General features: G+C 60.6%; 16 protein-coding genes. 15 read left to right on the top strand and 1 reads right to left on the bottom strand.

The genetic code is table 11. From position 1 onward, the window contains the following. Nucleotides 1–485 precede the first annotated feature (485 nt). The 12 genes from H8B02_RS48435 (at nucleotide 486) to H8B02_RS07245 (ending at nucleotide 12,846) form a co-directional block, all read left to right on the top strand. Nucleotides 486–902 (top strand): sensor histidine kinase family protein, encoded by a 417-nt coding sequence (locus H8B02_RS48435; protein WP_312000687.1) that lies wholly within the window; start codon nucleotides 486–488, stop codon nucleotides 900–902. A gap of 108 nt (nucleotides 903–1,010) precedes the next feature. Beyond that, the gene (locus H8B02_RS07295; protein WP_229165616.1) at nucleotides 1,011–3,863 is read left to right on the top strand and encodes an ATP-binding protein; all 2,853 of its coding nucleotides are present in this window, start codon (nucleotides 1,011–1,013) and stop codon (nucleotides 3,861–3,863) included. A gap of 58 nt (nucleotides 3,864–3,921) precedes the next feature. After that, the gene (locus tag H8B02_RS07290) at nucleotides 3,922–5,139 is read left to right on the top strand and encodes an ABC transporter substrate-binding protein (protein ID WP_376711611.1); all 1,218 of its coding nucleotides are present in this window, start codon (nucleotides 3,922–3,924) and stop codon (nucleotides 5,137–5,139) included. 193 nt (nucleotides 5,140–5,332) lie between these two features. Further along, nucleotides 5,333–6,655 carry an epoxide hydrolase family protein gene (locus tag H8B02_RS07285; protein ID WP_229165615.1) on the top strand — a complete coding sequence of 441 codons (1,323 nt, stop codon included), beginning with the start codon at nucleotides 5,333–5,335 and terminating at the stop codon, nucleotides 6,653–6,655. Between the two features lie 28 nt (nucleotides 6,656–6,683). After that, on the top strand, nucleotides 6,684–7,946 hold the full coding sequence (locus H8B02_RS07280; RefSeq protein ID WP_229165614.1) for an epoxide hydrolase family protein: 1,263 nt from the start codon (nucleotides 6,684–6,686) through the stop codon (nucleotides 7,944–7,946). Between the two features lie 249 nt (nucleotides 7,947–8,195). Further along, complete coding sequence (locus tag H8B02_RS07275) at nucleotides 8,196–9,023, top strand: alpha/beta fold hydrolase (protein WP_229165613.1); 828 nt, start codon at nucleotides 8,196–8,198, stop codon at nucleotides 9,021–9,023. 22 nt (nucleotides 9,024–9,045) lie between these two features. After that, on the top strand, nucleotides 9,046–10,332 hold the full coding sequence (gene soxC, locus H8B02_RS07270; protein ID WP_229165612.1) for a sulfite dehydrogenase: 1,287 nt from the start codon (nucleotides 9,046–9,048) through the stop codon (nucleotides 10,330–10,332). After that, entirely contained in the window at nucleotides 10,319–10,864 is a 546-nt protein-coding gene (locus tag H8B02_RS07265) for a c-type cytochrome (RefSeq protein WP_229165611.1), read from the top strand. Before soxC ends, H8B02_RS07265 begins: the two co-directional genes overlap by 14 nt. 61 nt (nucleotides 10,865–10,925) lie before the next feature. Next, the gene (locus H8B02_RS07260; protein WP_229165610.1) at nucleotides 10,926–11,330 is read left to right on the top strand and encodes a DUF302 domain-containing protein; all 405 of its coding nucleotides are present in this window, start codon (nucleotides 10,926–10,928) and stop codon (nucleotides 11,328–11,330) included. Nucleotides 11,331–11,659: 329 nt separating this feature from the next. Beyond that, nucleotides 11,660–11,878 (top strand): hypothetical protein, encoded by a 219-nt coding sequence (locus tag H8B02_RS07255; protein WP_229165609.1) that lies wholly within the window; start codon nucleotides 11,660–11,662, stop codon nucleotides 11,876–11,878. Nucleotides 11,879–12,385: 507 nt separating this feature from the next. After that, nucleotides 12,386–12,616: a hypothetical protein gene (locus H8B02_RS07250; RefSeq protein ID WP_229165608.1), complete on the top strand. Its 231-nt coding sequence runs from the start codon at nucleotides 12,386–12,388 to the stop codon at nucleotides 12,614–12,616. Further along, nucleotides 12,613–12,846, top strand: a complete 234-nt coding sequence (locus H8B02_RS07245; protein WP_229165607.1) for a DUF6894 family protein — start codon at nucleotides 12,613–12,615, stop codon at nucleotides 12,844–12,846. Before H8B02_RS07250 ends, H8B02_RS07245 begins: the two co-directional genes overlap by 4 nt. A 325-nt stretch (nucleotides 12,847–13,171) precedes the next feature. On the opposite strand, the gene H8B02_RS07240 is transcribed toward H8B02_RS07245, so the two are convergent. After that, a complete protein-coding gene (locus H8B02_RS07240; protein ID WP_229165606.1) occupies nucleotides 13,172–14,065 on the bottom strand; it encodes a LysR family transcriptional regulator in 894 nt (297 codons plus the stop codon). Nucleotides 14,066–14,286: 221 nt separating this feature from the next. Between H8B02_RS07240 and H8B02_RS07235 the strand changes: the two genes are divergently transcribed. The 3 genes from H8B02_RS07235 to H8B02_RS07225 all read left to right on the top strand — a co-directional run bounded on the left by H8B02_RS07235 (nucleotide 14,287) and on the right by H8B02_RS07225 (nucleotide 16,720). Next, entirely contained in the window at nucleotides 14,287–15,267 is a 981-nt protein-coding gene (locus H8B02_RS07235) for a carbon-nitrogen hydrolase family protein (RefSeq protein ID WP_229165605.1), read from the top strand. Between the two features lie 27 nt (nucleotides 15,268–15,294). Continuing rightward, nucleotides 15,295–16,212, top strand: coding sequence for an NmrA family NAD(P)-binding protein (locus tag H8B02_RS07230; RefSeq protein ID WP_229165604.1), 918 nt, complete (start codon nucleotides 15,295–15,297; stop codon nucleotides 16,210–16,212). 70 nt (nucleotides 16,213–16,282) lie between these two features. Beyond that, on the top strand, nucleotides 16,283–16,720 hold the full coding sequence (locus tag H8B02_RS07225; protein WP_229165603.1) for a hypothetical protein: 438 nt from the start codon (nucleotides 16,283–16,285) through the stop codon (nucleotides 16,718–16,720). Nucleotides 16,721–16,776: the final 56 nt, after the last annotated feature.

Below are 16,776 nucleotides of genomic sequence, written 5' to 3'. Positions count from 1 at the left end.
TCGGCGACACAGCCGTCATGAGGTCGCCTGCGCTTGCCTCCCTGCACGATGCTATTTCGTCGTAAGATCAAAGCGTTATGAGCGCTGGGCCGCAAGGGGGAAGCCCTGAATGGTCCGGACGCGTGCGGGGCGCTGCGGCAGCGCGAGATAGCAGAAACTCGCAATGTCTAACGGGCGGTACGGGCGCGCCTGGTCCAATATGCTGTGGTTGGCCGGCACGATCTCATTCAATGTGGAAGTCAAGATGCTCGACGTTGGCTCAAGACCGGGTGACGGCGTCCCGCAATCGCTCCAAGCGAAGGACGCCGGAGCACGGGCGGATGACTGGAACCTCATGGTACGAGAGACCCATCACCGGATGCAGAATACTCTGAGTTGGGAGCATCCGTTCGCCGGGTCTTGATGAGGTCCGGGATGGATGGGCTCGAGCTCGCGCTCGACAGGTTCGAACGGCGTATCGTCACTTCGGACGCCTCTACCAATTGTTGTCGGACGGCGAGGGTGCGGAGACGGTCTCGGTCGGACCGTTCTTCGAAGCCTTGAGCGCAGCGTTGTCGGAAGCAATCCTCGAGCCCGCCGGAATACGCTGCGAAGCGGTGATCGAGGACGGAGTGTTCTCTGCGGTGCATCGTCATCGGCGCGGCCTTATGGTGGCAGAACTGATGACCATCGCGGCAAAGCACGCCTTCCCGGACGACGCCGCGGGTCTGATCCGGATCGAGGCCCGGCCTCGCAGCGGCCGTGGCTGTTACGTCGTGGCGGACAACGGCATCGGGACGGTCGGGCCCCTGCGGGGCACGGGAGGACGAATTCTCGAGGGTCTCGCCCGAAGCATCGGCGCACAGATCTGCGGAGAAGCAGGTCGAAAGGGCACCACGGTCACAGTCCCCTCCGGATACTAGCGGGCGGCAAGTCCTCGAGGGGTCGGCCCGAAGGCGACGGTCTCGGATTCGCTTTCCCAGTAATTTTCCGTGTAAAATGCCCCCTTGGAAGGCCGGGATGTGTGACAGATGACGACACGCAACGGATTGGGCCCGACCATGGACGCCGAGCCGGTTTCTGAAGAGCTTTCCTTCGGGCCATTCCGCATTTTTCCGAGAGCGCGCCTTTTGGAACGCGATGGCGCGCCGCTCTCTCTCGGAAGTCGCGCTTTCGATCTTCTCCATATCCTCGTTAGCCGCGCCGGCGAAGTCGTCAGCAAAGGCGAACTCATAGCGGGTGCCTGGCCCGGTCTGACCGTCGACGAGACCAACCTGCGCTTCCATATCACTCAGTTGAGGCGTGCCTTGGGCGAAAGCCGGGACGGCGAGCCCTATATCGCGAACGTCACCGGGCGCGGCTACAGCTTCGTGGCGCCGGTCGGGCGCGGTGTCTCGCCATCGAAGCAGGTGCAGTCGAGCGAGACGCCTCCAAGCTCTCATCTTCCGCCCCGCCCCCTCCGCATCATCGGACGGGAAGCGGATATCGTCGCACTCGCGGAACTCTTGGCCGCGCGCAGGTTCGTGACCCTTCGCGGGCCAGGAGGAATCGGCAAGACGACGCTTGCGACCGCCTCGGCACACGCGCTCCGCGGCCGGTTCACGGACGGCGTCCGATTCCTCGACCTCGGCAGCCTGAGAGATCCGCAGCACGTGGTGATCGCCCTTGCATCCGCCCTGGGCATGCTCGTTCCGGTGGGAGATCCCAGCCCTCGGTTGATGGACTCCCTGCGCGACCGGGAGATGCTGCTTGTGTTCGATAGCTGCGAACACGTGGTCGACGCGGTCGCACGTCTTGCCGAGCAAATCTACCAGCAAGCCCCGGGCGTTTCACTCCTGACCACCAGCAGAGAGTCCCTCGAGGTCGCCGGCGAAGTCGTGTTCGCGCTCGCGCCGCTGGAAAATCCGCCCGAGAGCCTGAGCGGTGAAACGGATCTCGGCAAATACTCCTCTACGCGCCTCTTCATGGAGTGCGCCGTAGCGGCCGGTTGCAGTCCGTCTCTGTCCGGCGCCGAGTCGGAAATGGTGGCCCGAATCTGTCGCAAGCTCGATGGGGTGCCGCTTGCGATCGAATTGGTCGCCAGCCGACTTTCCGCACATGCGTTGATCGAGATCGACGAACTGATCGAGGGACGGCTCCGCTTGGCATGGCGTGGACGCCGGACCGCTCCGCTGCGCCACCAGTCGTTGAGTGCGGCCCTGGACTGGAGCTACGAACTCATCTCTCCGGCCGAGCGCATCCTGCTCGAATATCTCAGCGTATTTCCCGGACCGTTCACGATCGAGGGGGCTGTGGCGGTTGCGTGCGAGTCCGGAGAGCCTGGGGTGTCGACCGATGGGTTCGAGCAGTTGATCGCCAAGTCGCTGGTCTCGAGCCGCCCGGAGGCCGGTCGGTTGCGCTTTCGTTTGTTGGACACGACGCGGGCGTACGCGACGGAAAAGCTGGCGGCCTCGGGATCGGCGAACGCGGCGGGCCTGAGGCACGCCCGATACGTGCTGCAGGCGTTGAGGCCCCGCAGCTACGAGCCGGGAGGAGAATCTCCGGGCGGATGGAACTGTCGCGCCGAATTGCTCTCCGATGCCCGGGTCGCGCTGGCCTGGGCATTTTCCGGCGAGGCAGACCGGGAACTTCGAACCTCCCTCGCGGCCGTGTGCACGCGACTGTTCGTGGAATTGAATCTGCTCGAGGAATGCAGGGGCTGGGCGGCCCGCGCGCTTGCTGGTCCGGACGACGCCGACGGGGATCCGGCCGCCAAAGTTGAACTGCTTTGGGCCTTCGGACATGCGGCAATGTTCACCGAGCGGACTGGCCAGGAGTGCGAGGCGGCTTTCTGGCAAGGACTGAAGCTGGCGCAGCAACTCGGCGATCTTCAGAACCAGTTCCGGCTGCTCAGCCGATTGCACGCCTTGTATCGCCGCACCGATCAAAGAAAACTTCTGCTTCAGGTCGCTTCCCTGGCGCAAGGAGTCGCGGACAGGGCAGCCGACCCTGCTGCGCTGGCACGCGCGCATACTTTCGTGGGTATCGCGCTTCATCTAACCGGTGACCAACGCCTCGCCCGGGAGCGGCTTCAAGCCGGGGAGGACGGAGACGCAGCGATCCCTAATCTGCCGGTCGATCACTTTGCGAGCCCTCGCGGTACCCACATCCTGTCGTGCACCAATCTTTGGCTTCTCGGTCTGCCGGACCAAGCTGTGGGAATCGCAGAACGCCTGATGCGGCCAAACGCAAATCCAGACCTGGTCATGTATTGCGCAGGTGTCTGCTACGCCGCCCGGGTGTACCGCTGGACCGGTGATTTGGGCGCGCTCGAAGCCGCAATTGATCTATTGGAAGGCTACTCGCGCAAGCACGGTTTTGGACCGATGCTTACGGTCTCGTTCGCGCTGAGAGGTGAACTGCATATAGCGCGTGGCGACGTAGAGGAAGGCGTGAAGCTGCTGCAGTCGGCCTTACCCCGGATGATTGCGGACCGCTTCGAGACCCACAGCGGCGCGTTAACCATCGCGTTGGTCCAGGGGTTGGCGGCTTTGGGAAGACTCGAGGAAGCGCTCGCCTCGATGGATGCGCGGATAGACGCCGTCGCGGCGAGGGGCGACAGTTGGGACACGCCAGAGCTTCTGCGCGTCCGGGCGGAATTGCGGTCGCGCAGCGGTGACCATTCCGGAGCGGATCACGAACTACTCGCTGCGATGGATTTGGCCGAACGGCAATCCGCATTGTCCTGGCTGCTGCGGGCCGCTTCCAGCAGGGTCCGCCTTTCAGGTTCTGGCGATGGCGTCGCCCTCGCTCAGCTTCGCGAGATCCATGGACGATTCAGCGAAGGGTTTGACACCGCGGATCTACGCGCGGCCCGCGACATTCTGCAGCGCGCCTCTTCGTAGAAGAAACAGCATCCGAGATCGGCTTGACGCACTTTACCGGCATTTAGCGTAGGACGAGATGGCACCCGCTCGATATCTGACGGCTTCGGTGATGGTCCTCGTCGGTTTGATCGCGAATGTGGTCAAGGCCGAGGAGAAGCATTTCCCCGGCGTGACGAAGGATGAGATCAAGATCGGCAATATCATGCCGTATAGCGGCCCTGCTTCCTCGTGGGGCGTCATCGGAGAGGCCGAAGCGGCTTATTTCGAGAAGATCAACGCAGAGGGCGGGATACACGGACGCAAGATCAAGTTCATTTCCTACGACGACGGCTACAGCCCGCCGAAAACGGTGGAGCAGGCGCGTAGGCTCGTCGAAGACGACGAGGTTCTGCTCATCTTTAGCAGTCTCGGAACGGCGACCAACGGCGCGATCCAAAGATACATGAACACGAGGAAGGTCCCGCTGCTTTTCGTCGTGTCCGGCGCAACCCGTTTCAACGATCCCGCAAATTCCCCTTGGGTGATGCCGATCCTGCCGAGTTATGAGGGCGAGGGACGGATCTACGCCAGATATCTATTGCAGAATCAGCGAAGCAGCAAGATTGCGATCCTGTACCAGAACGACGATTTCGGAAAGGATGTCGTCAAGGGCTTCAAGGACGGGCTGAACGGCAAGATCCCCATCGTCGCTGAAAAGTCCTTCGATATTTCGGACACGACCGTCGATTCCCAGATTGTCGCGCTAAAGTCATCCGGCGCCGACGTCCTGTTGAATATCGCCTCGCCGAAGTTCGCCGCGCAGACGATCAGGAAAGTGAACGAGATCGGCTGGAAGCCGGTGTATTTGCTGAATAGCTCGGCATCTTCCATCGGGGGCGTCTTGCAACCCGCTGGGTTGGAGAACTCGATCGGGATACTATCCGCGGCTTACATGAAGGACCAAACCGATCCGATCTGGCATAACGATGCGGATTACCGGGAATGGCTTGCATTCGTGCAAGGTTTCTATCCGGACGGCGATCGAGCCAACGTCTCGACGGTCTCGGCTCAGATCTTCGCACAGACTTTGGTACACGTGCTGCAGCAATGCGGCGACGACCTGTCGCGCGAAAATGTCATGAGGCAGGCAACAAATCTCAGAAATCTGCAATTGGGAATGCTGCTGCCCGGAATCACCATCAATACAGAACCTGGGGACTTCGCGGCATTGAACCAGATGCGAATGCGGCGCTTCACCGGACAGCACTGGCAGCCGTTCGGCCCGGTGATCAGTGGCGCCGCGGGAAAGAGCTAAGGGTCTCGACCTCGCCCACACGATCCGAACGGTCAACAGAACTGACCGTAGTTCGATTGCTGTCGAGCGGCACTCGCACCGTCTAACGGCGTCTCACAACCACTAACAGGCGGTTTCCCTGCTTCTGCGCGATTGTCGTCTGGGCGACGTCCCAGCGAGCCCGCGCGGTTCGATGAAGCGAGGGAGACACAAGATGTCCAGACCAGCAGGTTTCGAGTTTTCCAATCCGGATCGGCGCCAGCTTTTGGGCACAGCCATGGGAATTGCTGCTGCGAGCCTGCTGTCCGTCCATCCGGCGCTGGCGGCCGCGACCGACGCCGTCCGACCATTCCGTATTCGTTTCCCGGAAGCGGAGCTGATGGATCTTCGCACGCGTCTCGCAGCGACCATTTGGCCCGACAAGGAAACCGTAGCGGACGATTCCCAAGGCGTGCCCCTCGCGGTCATGCAGGAACTCGCCCGCTACTGGCAGAAGGATTACGACTGGCGGAAGATCGAGACGCGGCTCAACGCTCTGCCGCAATTCATCACCGAGATCGACGGGCTGGACATCCACTTCATCCATGTTAGTTCGAAACACGAAAACGCATTGCCGCTCATCGTAACGCACGGATGGCCCGGCTCGATCATCGAGCAGCTCAAGATCATCGATCCGCTGACGAATCCCACCGCCCACGGCGGCAGCGCATCCGACGCTTTCCATGTCGTGATCCCGTCGATGCCGGGCTACGGCTTTTCGGCCAAGCCCACGACGACCGGCTGGGATCCGGAGCGGATCGCGCGAGCCTGGGTGGTACTGATGAAGCGCCTTGGTTACGCGCAATTCGTCGCGCAGGGGGGCGACTGGGGTGGGGTGGTCGCCAACGTGATGGCCCAACAGGCGCCGCCGGAATTGCTCGGCATTCACGTCAACTTTCCGGAGACGATCCCTCCCGAGATCGGCATGGCGCTGCAGGCCGGTGGCCCGCCGCCAGCCGGTCTCGCGCCCGACGAAAAGCGCGCGTTCGAGCAGTTGGTCGCACAGCGCACCAAGCACCTCGCCTACACGCTCGAAATGGGGACGCGCCCGCAGACGCTCTATGCCATGGCGGATTCGCCCGTGGGTCTTGCCGCGTGGCTGCTAGACCACGGAGACAACTACGCTCAGCCGGCGGCTGCGATCACGTCCGCCGTTCTGGGTCGCACCGTCAATGGTCATTCGGCCGGCGCCGTCACCAGGGACGACGTCCTGGACAACGTAACGCTCTATTGGCTGACGAATACGGCGGTCTCTTCAGCGCGTCTGTACTGGGAGAACAAACGGCGGCTCTTGAGCGCGGTCAATGTCTCGATCCCGGCGGCCGTGACGGTGTTTCCCGGCGAAATCTACCAGGCGCCGCGAAGCTGGACTGAGCGGGCCTATCACAACCTGATCTATTTCAACGAAGCCGGCCAGGGCGGCCACTTTGCCGCCTGGGAACAGCCCGAGCTTTTCAGCGCAGAGCTGCGCGCTGCGTTCAAGTCACTGCGTAGCTGAAATATTCCAACCAGCAGGAGATTTCACGATGGGCGCGTCGTCAGTTCTGAATGTTGCTGCTCCCCATCCAATGGCGGCGAGCGAGGCCATCCGCCCGTTCCGAATTCATGTCGCAGAAAAAGCTCTGGTCGACATGCGCCGACGCATCAACGAGACAAGGTGGCCTGACCGGGAAGCGGTCGCGGATGAATCGCAAGGCGTCCAGCTTGCGGCGATCCAGCAGATCGCGCGTTACTGGGGAACGGAATATGATTGGCGAAAGATCGAGGCGCGGCTCAACGCGCTTCCGCAATTTATCACCGAGATCGACGGGCTGGACATTCACTTTATCCATATTCGCTCGAAACACTCAAATGCATTGCCGCTCATCGTCACCCATGGGTGGCCCGGTTCGGTCATCGAGCAGCTGAAGATCATCGATCCGCTGACCAATCCTACCGCGCATGGTGGCACGGCGGCTGACGCGTTCCATTTGGTGATTCCGTCGATCCCGGGCTACGGGTTTTCAGCCAGGCCGACCACCGGAGGATGGGAAACGGGTCGTACCGCCCGCGCCTGGGTCGTGCTGATGAAGCGCCTTGGTTACACGCGGTTTGCCGCGCAAGGCGGCGATCTCGGCGGAGGTGTCGTCACCGCCATGGGCAAACAGGCGCCTCCGGAATTGCTTGGCATTCACACCAACTTCCCGGCGACTGTTCCGCTCGATATAGCGAAGGCGCTGCAGGCCGGCCATCCGCCGCCAGCGGACCTCGCGGCCGACGAAAAGCGGGCCTATGAGCAGCTCACCATTCTGTTCGCGAAGAAACGCGCCTACGCCGCGCTGATGGCCACGCGTCCACAAACGCTGTACGGATTGGCGGATTCGCCTGTCGGCCTCGCGAGTTGGCTGCTTGATCATGGCGACGGCTATGGCCAGCCGGCTGCGGCGATCATGTCAGCCGTTCTCGGGCGTACGATCAACGGGCACCCTGCGGATGGCCTTACCCGGGACGACGTGCTGGACGACATCACGCTCTACTGGTTGACCAATACGGCGGTCTCTTCGGCGCGTTTCTATTGGGAAAACAAGCTCAATCTCTACAACTTCGCCGACGTCTCGGTACCGGCCGCCGTGAGTGTCTTTCCCGGCGAGAACTATCCGGCCCCGCGGAGCTGGACCGAGCGCGCGTATCACAAACTCATCTATTTTAATGAGGTCATGAAAGGCGGGCACTACGCCGCCTGGGAACAGCCTCAGCTCTTCAGCGCAGAGCTACGAGCCGCCTTCAGATCGCTGCGTCAGGCGACTTGAGAGAATCACGGCGTCTAGTGTGCGCGTCGTTCCTCGCAGAGCGGTATCGCCTGCATCCGCAAACCTCACCTGAAAGTGAGCACGTGAAAGCCGCTGCCGTCCCGATTAGCCCGACGCCCCTGCGACGACTTCCAACAGCTAACGCCATCTAGCAACCACTAACGAGCCATTTGCTGAGCTTTGCGCGAATATCACGGCACATCAAGTGGACTAGCCAAACCTCATATCTGTCGTGGAAAGGAAATTACGATGAAAAGTCTTGTTCGAGTCGCCGTCGCGGCCATCGCATTGTCGACGGGCTTGGCTTGCGGGAACGCCAACGGTGCACAAAAGCCAACCATAGCTCTTGTTCACGGAGCGTGGGAAGAATCCAATGTGTGGGGCAATGTTAGGCCAAAACTCGAGGCCGATGGCTACAAGGTCGTCGTGATCTCGATGCCGGGCCGGCCGAGCGATCCTTTCCCGCTCAACAATGTCAGTCTCGACCTCTATCGCGACACCATTCTCAAGTCCATTCATAAGGAGCGGCGTCCGGTCGTGCTCCTTGGACACAGTTTCGCCGGCATGACCATTTCTGCGGTAGCCGAGGCCGCTCCGTCAAAGATCAAGACGCTCGTTTACCTGGCCGCCTACTTGCCGAAGGATGGCCAGTCTCTCCTTGATCTCGGCAATTCCGACAAGGACAGCAAGATCGGCCCATTCCTGAAGATCGTGAAGGACCAGGGTATCGCCGTTATCGATCAATCCGGTCGGGCGGATCTGTTCTGCAACATCTGTTCACCACAATTGCGTGCCGCGGTTCCAAATCTCATCGTCGACGAGCCGCTGGTACCGCTCGTGACACCCGTGCACCTGACGGCGGATCGGTTCGGTAAAGTCGATAAAGTGTACATCCACACTGCGCAGGACGTCGTTGTCAGTCCCAGTCTCCAGGCGTCGATGGTGGCGGCTACTCCCGTGCGTCTCGAACTAACACTCGACACCGGCCACACGCCGTTTCTTACTGATCCTGACGGTCTCGTTGCCGCCATCGAAAGGGCAGTCAAGCAGGTCGACGTAGGATCGAGCGCGAACTAGGGGCAGCCGACCCGCAAGGGTGATGGAGGAGGTACGCATGACATCCAGAGTCCCAAACGAGGTTCATTCGAAAAGCATGGGCGTTTCTCGCAGAGGTTTCCTCGGGAACGCTTCGGCGGGCATCGCTGGCTCTCTCGTCGTTGGACCAGCTGTGGCGGAAACACTTGCGGACGTGCCGCCCCGCGAGGACGGTGCCGATCTCAGCGGGCGCAGCGAGCGATCGAAATATGTGAAGATCGCACGGATTCCCGAAGCCGGTCCGGGCAAGCGTAACGTCGATCCCAGCGATGCCATCAATTCGAAAGCGCCGCTCGACAAGCTGTTTGGCAGCATCACGCCGGCCGACCTGCATTATGAACGCAGCCATTCGGGCGCGCCCGATCTCGATCCGGCACTGCACCGGCTCCTGATCCACGGCATGGTGCAAAACGCGCTGGTCTTCAGCGTCGCCGATCTCAAGGCGATGCCATCGATCTCGCGCTTGGCGTTCATCGAATGCACCGGCAATGGCTGGGAGAACTGGAAGAAGGCAGACGAGAATCTTACCGTTCAGAACACGCACGGCCTGGTCAGCACCAATGAGTGGACTGGCGCCCCCTTGAAATTGCTCGTCGATCTCGTCGGGAAGGACAGCGGGTCGAACTGGATGCTTGCCGAAGGCGGCGATGCCGCAGGGGTCGCCCGCAGCATTCCACTCACCGATGAGATCCTCAACGAAGCCTTTGTTGCTTATGGCCAGAATGGCGAGCCATTGCGACCCGCGCACGGCTTTCCGATGCGACTAGTGATGCCGGGCTTCGAAGGTAACCTCAACATCAAATGGCTGCGCCGGTTGAAGTTCGGTGACCAGCCCTGGATGACGCGCTGGGAAACGGCGCGATACACCCAGCTCCAGGCCAACGGAAAGGCAACGCAATTCCAGCTCCGGATGGAAACCAATTCAGTGATCACCTCGCCCTCCGGTACGATGGTGATCAAGCCCGGCTATCAGCGCATCACCGGGCTTTCATGGAGCGGCCACGGCAAAATCGCCAAGGTCGAGATCTCTACTGACGGCGCGAAAAGCTGGAAACAAGCACAGCTCAACCACCCGGTGTTGCCGAAGGCGCAGGCCCGCTTTCAGATGGATTGGACCTGGGATGGCAAGCCGACCAAGATCGTCAGCCGCTCGACCGACGAGAAGGGCAACGTTCAACCCGCCCGAAAATCCTTCATCGCCGCGATGGGGACCAACGCTCTGTTTCACTACAACGCACAACAGACCTGGGGCATCGATGAGACCGGGAGGGTTCGCAATGTCCTCGATTAGCGAGACGCTGCTCGTGGGCGCGACTGCTCTCGCCTTTGCTTCACCCGTGCTTGCGTATGATTTCGGCCGTCCGGCGACGCCCGACGAGATCGCGCTATGGGACATCGACGTTCGGCCGGATGGCAAGGGATTGCCGGCGGGCAGCGGCACGGTGGTGCAAGGCAAGCAGGTATTCGCTGACAACTGCGCCGCGTGCCATGGCGACAACGGCGTGGGAGGAATCAAGGATCGCTTGGTCGGCGCACAGGGCACGCTGGCTTCCGACGCTCCCGTGAAAACGGTCGGCAGCTACTGGCCATACGCCACAACGCTGTTCGATTACATTCACAGGGCGATGCCCTATCAGGCGCCGGGGTCGCTGAGCAACGACGACACCTACGCCGTCGCCGCCTACATCCTGGGCCTGAACGGCATATTGCCGGCGGACGGAAAGCTGGATCGCGACAGCCTGCCGAAGGTCAGGATGCCCAACCGCGACGGCTTCGTGCCCGAGCCGGAGTTCGATCCAGCCAAGCTGTTTCGAAAAAAATGAAGTTGGATTTGCAACTGCTTTAGCGCTGGTCGCAGTGATTTGGTTATGTGGAGTGCATGCAATGGCCGCCGGTGGATTGATCACGCAACGCAGTAACTTTGGACCCAAAGAGACGATGAATCGTCTCGAGGCAGAGGTCCTCGTCAGGGGCATGACCGTTTTTGCTCATGTCGACCATGCCGCCGGTGCCGCAGCCGTAGGCCTGCTGCTGCGGCCGACGGATCTCCTGATCTTCGGTGCAGCGAGGGGCGGCACGCCACTGATGCAGTCGGTGCAAACGATTGGCATCGACCTGCCGTTGAAGGCGCTGGTCTGGCAGGATGAAGCTGGTGCTACCTTTCTCTCCTACAACGATCCCGCCTTTCTCGCCCACCGGCACGGCCTCGGCGAAGAGGCTAAGTCTGTGGTCGAGGCCATGTCGGGCGCGCTCAAGGTGATCGCAGCCAAGGCAACCACGCCTCCATGAAATGGGCCCGAACAAACAATCAGCGGCTTTTCACGCGTCTGGTCTATCAGGGTGTCTGACAGGCTTGGCAACGCAACCCGATGCAAATGGCTACGATCACGACTTCACGGCAAAATGGTACCTAACCCCCGCGCATCAAGCGAGCGGCCGGCCAAGTTCAATCTGTTCACCAATGTTGCTTGGCGTCGAAATTCCGTCGGCGCTCCCTGCGACCGCCAATCAGGCGGTCGAATGAAACGGCGTCGATTCCTCGGCCGGCGGCAGCAGCGTTCGCGGGCCTTCCATTTGCGGCGCATGCGCAAGAGAGCGAGCGCGTTCGGCGCATCGCCATGCTGTCGGAATTTTCCGAACCGCAGATGCAGCCGCTGGCAGCCGCGTATCGCGATCAATTGCAGCGGATGGGCTGGAAGCCGGACGCGTTCCCGCGCAAAGATGTTCACGGCACGCTTTATAACTCCTACACACGCTCATTCCAACAGGATGCCCGTAAGCGTCATATCCACGAACTCTTTGCAGTTTCTATTTTATTTTTGTGTGACTGCGGATAGGGCGGCCTGTTGCCGATCTGACCCTAGTAGGAAGCGCTAGGATTCATGAGCAGAGCTCGCATGGACGCTGACGTTGCGGGATAGCCCTGACCTACGGTGGCGAAGCCATACTCTCGAAGCGCCTAACAGCGCTGGAAGAGGCCTAGGGGGCCGAGACGATTGGTGCGCGAGCCATGTTCGATGCAACGGGAATACAACTTCTCGCAATGGACTAACGCTTCCTAACAGCACATAACGAGCAATTTTTCTCCTCCCGTGCAAACTGGCACAATGCCAAGAGGAGGAAACAAATGACCATCTGCTCCGAAACTCTAAGACACGGCAGAGCCACGCGATGCGCAGTCTGCGACGGCAAGTTTGGTCTCGTCCGGCACTACTCGTGGCGAACCCCGCTCTGTTCCAAGAAGTGCGTCGATCGCTTCAGAGCTCGCAGGGAAAGTGACCGCGATTGGGTAGGCTGGCTCCAGATCAGCTTCAATCAACTGCAGAGAACCGTGTGAGGGCTTCATGAAATTTCAGATCTCACGGCGAGGCAAACAGCATCTGGAAACAGCAAAGACCTTGCTCCGCATTGCCAAGACCATGACTGACCAGGCAGTTGCGGATCAGCTTCAGGCCCTTGCCGACAACTACGAGCGGCGAGCGGAAAAAGCTTCGCATATCGATGCAGCCAAGGCATTGGCTCGCCCGGCTGCTAACGCCGAAAATGAAGCGGCGCTCGGGGGAGGCTGGACATGACCCACGTGTATTTCCACTGCTCCAACAGCAAGGAGATGTTGATCGATCAATGCGGCGCCGTTGTGGACGACCTCGCTGAGGCTCGTGATCACGCGGCTTGCGTGGTTCGATCCCTGATGAGGACGCGTAGCCTCGAAGATTGGCGCCGTTGGATCTTGCGCGTCAACGATGATCTCGGTGACGAGCTATTCGTCATCCCCTTCGCCTTTGTCCTCGGCAAACCCCATTAGGATCGGGCGTGTTCGCGGTTCAATTAGGCATGCCTGGTCGCGTCAGCCCGGATGCCGCACAGCGGCCGTGCATGGCGAGCACGAAAAACAGGTCAGCATGATGCCAGGTAGCTGGAGTGGTACGTCGACTACGTCTTTTCGGGAGCAGATCGGCCAGTGAATGCTGGCATCTCGGGGCCGCGCCGTCGCTGCTACCAACAGACGAGAACGTATTGTGATGGCCGGCCCGGTGATTACGGGCTCCGCACGAGCCTCTTCTCAAGAGCCTCGTGCTTCTTTTCAGCTTCGCGAGGCCTTCCGGCCGGCAAAGGCTGGAAAAGCGGATCTAGAGTTGCTCCTTTTGGAGACGTGCGGCCAGGAATTCGATGAATATCTGTGTCCGTGCCGGCAAAACTCTCGTCGCCGGCCATACCGCATGTATAGGTATGGCCGGAGGTTCGAAGCGCCTGAGCAACAGCTCGACATCGCCACGGTCGATCAGTGATCGGACTTGCCACAGTGGCCCGACAGCAATGCCGAGCCCCAGTGCGGCCGCAGCGTTCGCCGTGTCCGCTCCGGTGGTTCGAACCCGGCCAGTGACATTGATGATCTTCGTCCGTCCCCTCACCTTGAAAGGCCAGTTGTTGCCAAAGCGGGTCGTGGTGCGGACGATGCACTGGTGACGCTTGAGGTCCTCGGGACTTCGCGGCCGGCCATGTCTGGCGAGATAGCTTGGAGCGGCAAAGACAACGCGCCGGGAATCCGCCAACCGTTTGGCTTTCAGACCTGAGTCTGGCAACTCGCCAATTCTGATCGCGAGGTCAAATCCTTCACCGACGAGATCGACAAAGCCATCAGACAATTCGAGCTCTATTTCGATCCCGGGATAGCTTTCAAGAAATTCCGGTAGCGCCGGCACGATGTGAAGTGGCGCAAAGCCCCCCGAGCCGGAAATGCGCAAGAGCCCGGTTGGCTCGGTCCCGCGGTTCGAGGTCTCAAGCTTGGCAGCTTCGATTTCGGAAAGCGCCGCGCTCAGCCTTCTATAGAACAAAAGCCCGGCGTCGGTCGGATTCAATCGACGCGTCGTGCGGCGGATAAGCTCGACACCGACCTCCCGCTCCAGAGTAGCCAGGGAGCGGCTCACCGATTGCAGCGAACGCCCGAGATGACGGGCGGCGCCGGTGAGGCTCCGCTTTTCCATGATCGCTGTGAACGCCTGGTAATCCTCGATCCGGTTCATCAACATTCTCCCGTCTTCCGGAAGAGTATATCACATTTGCTGCCCATTATCACGGTGCGATGAGCTGCTATCTGAACCTTGCCGCAGCTCACAACGGCTAACGGCTCCTAACATCGCATAACTGGGATTTGTCCGATTTCTACGCGAACATCAGCCGTGGCGAGCGCCGGTCCGGTCAGTCACATCGAGCCTGAAGTCGACACGTCAAGCGAGGAAATGCCATGAGCACCATCGTCAAAGCCGCTGCCGTCCAGATCAGTCCCGTGCTGTATAGCCGCGAAGGGACCATCGAAACGGTCGTGCGGAAGATTCATGAGTTGGGCGAGAAGGGCGTCCAGTTCGCCACCTTCCCCGAGACCGTGGTGCCGTATTATCCGTACTTCTCTGCCGTCCAGACCCCGATGGCGCAACTGTTCGGCGAGGAGTATCTGAGGCTGCTTGATCAGGCCGTCACGGTGCCATCCGCCGCTACAGACGCGATCGGCGAGGCTGCCCGGAAGGCCGGCATGGTGGTGTCGATCGGCGTCAACGAGCGTGATGGCGGCACCATCTACAACACGCAGCTGCTTTTCGATGCCGATGGCACCTTGATCCAGCGTCGCCGCAAGATCACGCCTACACATTTCGAGCGCATGATCTGGGGCCAGGGCGACGGGTCCGGCCTGCGCGCCGTTGACAGCAAGGTTGGCCGCATTGGCCAGCTGGCATGCTTTGAGCATAACAACCCTCTGGCGCGCTACGCGCTGATGGCAGATGGCGAGCAGATCCATTCGGCTATGTACCCGGGCTCGGCCTTCGGCGACGGGTTTGCCATGAGGATGGAAATCAACATCCGCCAGCATGCCCTGGAGTCTGGCGCCTTCGTCGTGAACGCGACCGCCTGGCTGGACGCCGATCAGCAGGCACAGATTATGAAGGACACGGGCTGCCAGATTGGTCCGATCTCGGGTGGTTGCTTCACCGCCATCGTCGCACCCGACGGCACGCTACTAGGGGAACCACTCCGGTCGGGCGAGGGCGAGGTCATTGCCCACCTCGATTTCAAGCTGATCTACAAGCGCAAGCAGCAAATGGACTCGCGCGGCCACTACGCCCGTCCGGAGTTGCTCAGCCTCATGATCGACCGCACACCCATGGCGCATCTCCACGAGCGCGGAGCGCATCCGGCCATCGATGCCGTACGTGGCACTGAACTTCTGTAACCATGCCCGTTCCTCAAGGAGGTAACCATGAGCGTCTCGAACGAAACCCCTATCCTTGTCACTGGCGCGGCCGGCGCAATCGGCTCTATTGGCCGCCATCTTACCGCGATGCTGGTCGCCAAGGGCCACAAAGTGCGCGCAATGGTGCGCCGCGAGGACGAGCGCGCCGAGGCCCTGCGTCTGCTCGGTGCCGAAATCGTCGTTGGTGACCTCACCGACCTCCAGTCGGTGCATCGCGCAATCGAGGGATGCAAGCGCATCTACTTCAGCATGTCGCTGTCGCCGGCCTATCTGGAAGCGACCGTGAATGTTGCTGCGGTCGCGCGTCACCACGGCGTCGAAGCCTTCGTGAACATGTCGCAGATGACTGTCACGGGGATGAGCATCACCGAGACCACGGACAGTCCACAGCACAAGCTGCATTGGCTCGCTGAGCAAGCCGTGGCATGGTCAGGCCTGCCAGTCGTTACGATGCGTCCCACCGGATTTATCGAGACTTTCTTCTTGCGCATTGCCGCTAATGGCGTCCGCGAGAACGACGAACTGGTGCTGCCGCTCGGCAACGCCAAGACCTCGCCCATAGCGGCGGTGGATGTGGCTCGAGTCGTGGCGAATATCCTCGACAATCCAGCCCCGCATATCGGCCAGATCTACAACCTGACCGGCCCCGAGGCGGCCGATCTGCATCAGTACGCCCGCGCCTTCTCCGAAGTGCTCGGCCGCACAATCCGCTACCGCAGCGTGCCCATCTCGGCGTGGTCCGAAAAGCTTCGCCAAACTGGTTTGCCGGAACACGTGATCAAGCATCTTGCGGTGTTGGCTCAGCTTCATGAAGAGGGCCGATTCGACCGCATGACCGACGACGTATTCAACCTCACAGGCCAAAGGCCAATGAGCATGAGCGAGTTCGTGAAGGAGCATGCCACCGAGTTCACACGGAGCTGACGCTATGATTTAGCGGCGCTCTGACAAGAAGCCGCTAAATCACTCCATCAATCTGGCCTGGAGTTGAACCATGAAATTCACTGAGACCGCGCCAACGTTGCCGCGTCCCAATGGACCACCATTGTGGCTTGGAAAACTGACCCAAGATGCCACGCTCGAAGGTGCCGTTCTGAAACGCGCAGTGCATGGCAAGGAGAACATTCTTGCGCTCATCTCGCATGCCCGCACGTTGTACGAGTTCCAAGACTATACCTACTACGGCAACTTGGGCGACGACTTCTTCGTGGAATCTTATCGCTCAAGCGTTCAAGGCACTCCTATCGAATGCTCACTCCTTGTTCATATGGACGATTCCTGCCAAGCAGACTCGGTGTTGATCCACCACTATCCCCTTGACGCAGCGTTACTCTTCTCGCGCTTGATGTGGCAGAAATTCGGAGATCGATTTGGTGAATTGTATCTAACCGCCGCGCAAGCGAACGGCATAGCTAGGGCATCAGACAAGTAATGGCCCGGATATCCGGTCAGCCAGAATGATCGCGCTATCAGGTTAGCTAGATTGGA

The organism is Bradyrhizobium altum (assembly GCF_020889705.1).
Lineage (GTDB): Bacteria > Pseudomonadota > Alphaproteobacteria > Rhizobiales > Xanthobacteraceae > Bradyrhizobium > Bradyrhizobium altum.
This window is presented reverse-complemented; position numbering and strand designations above follow the sequence as displayed.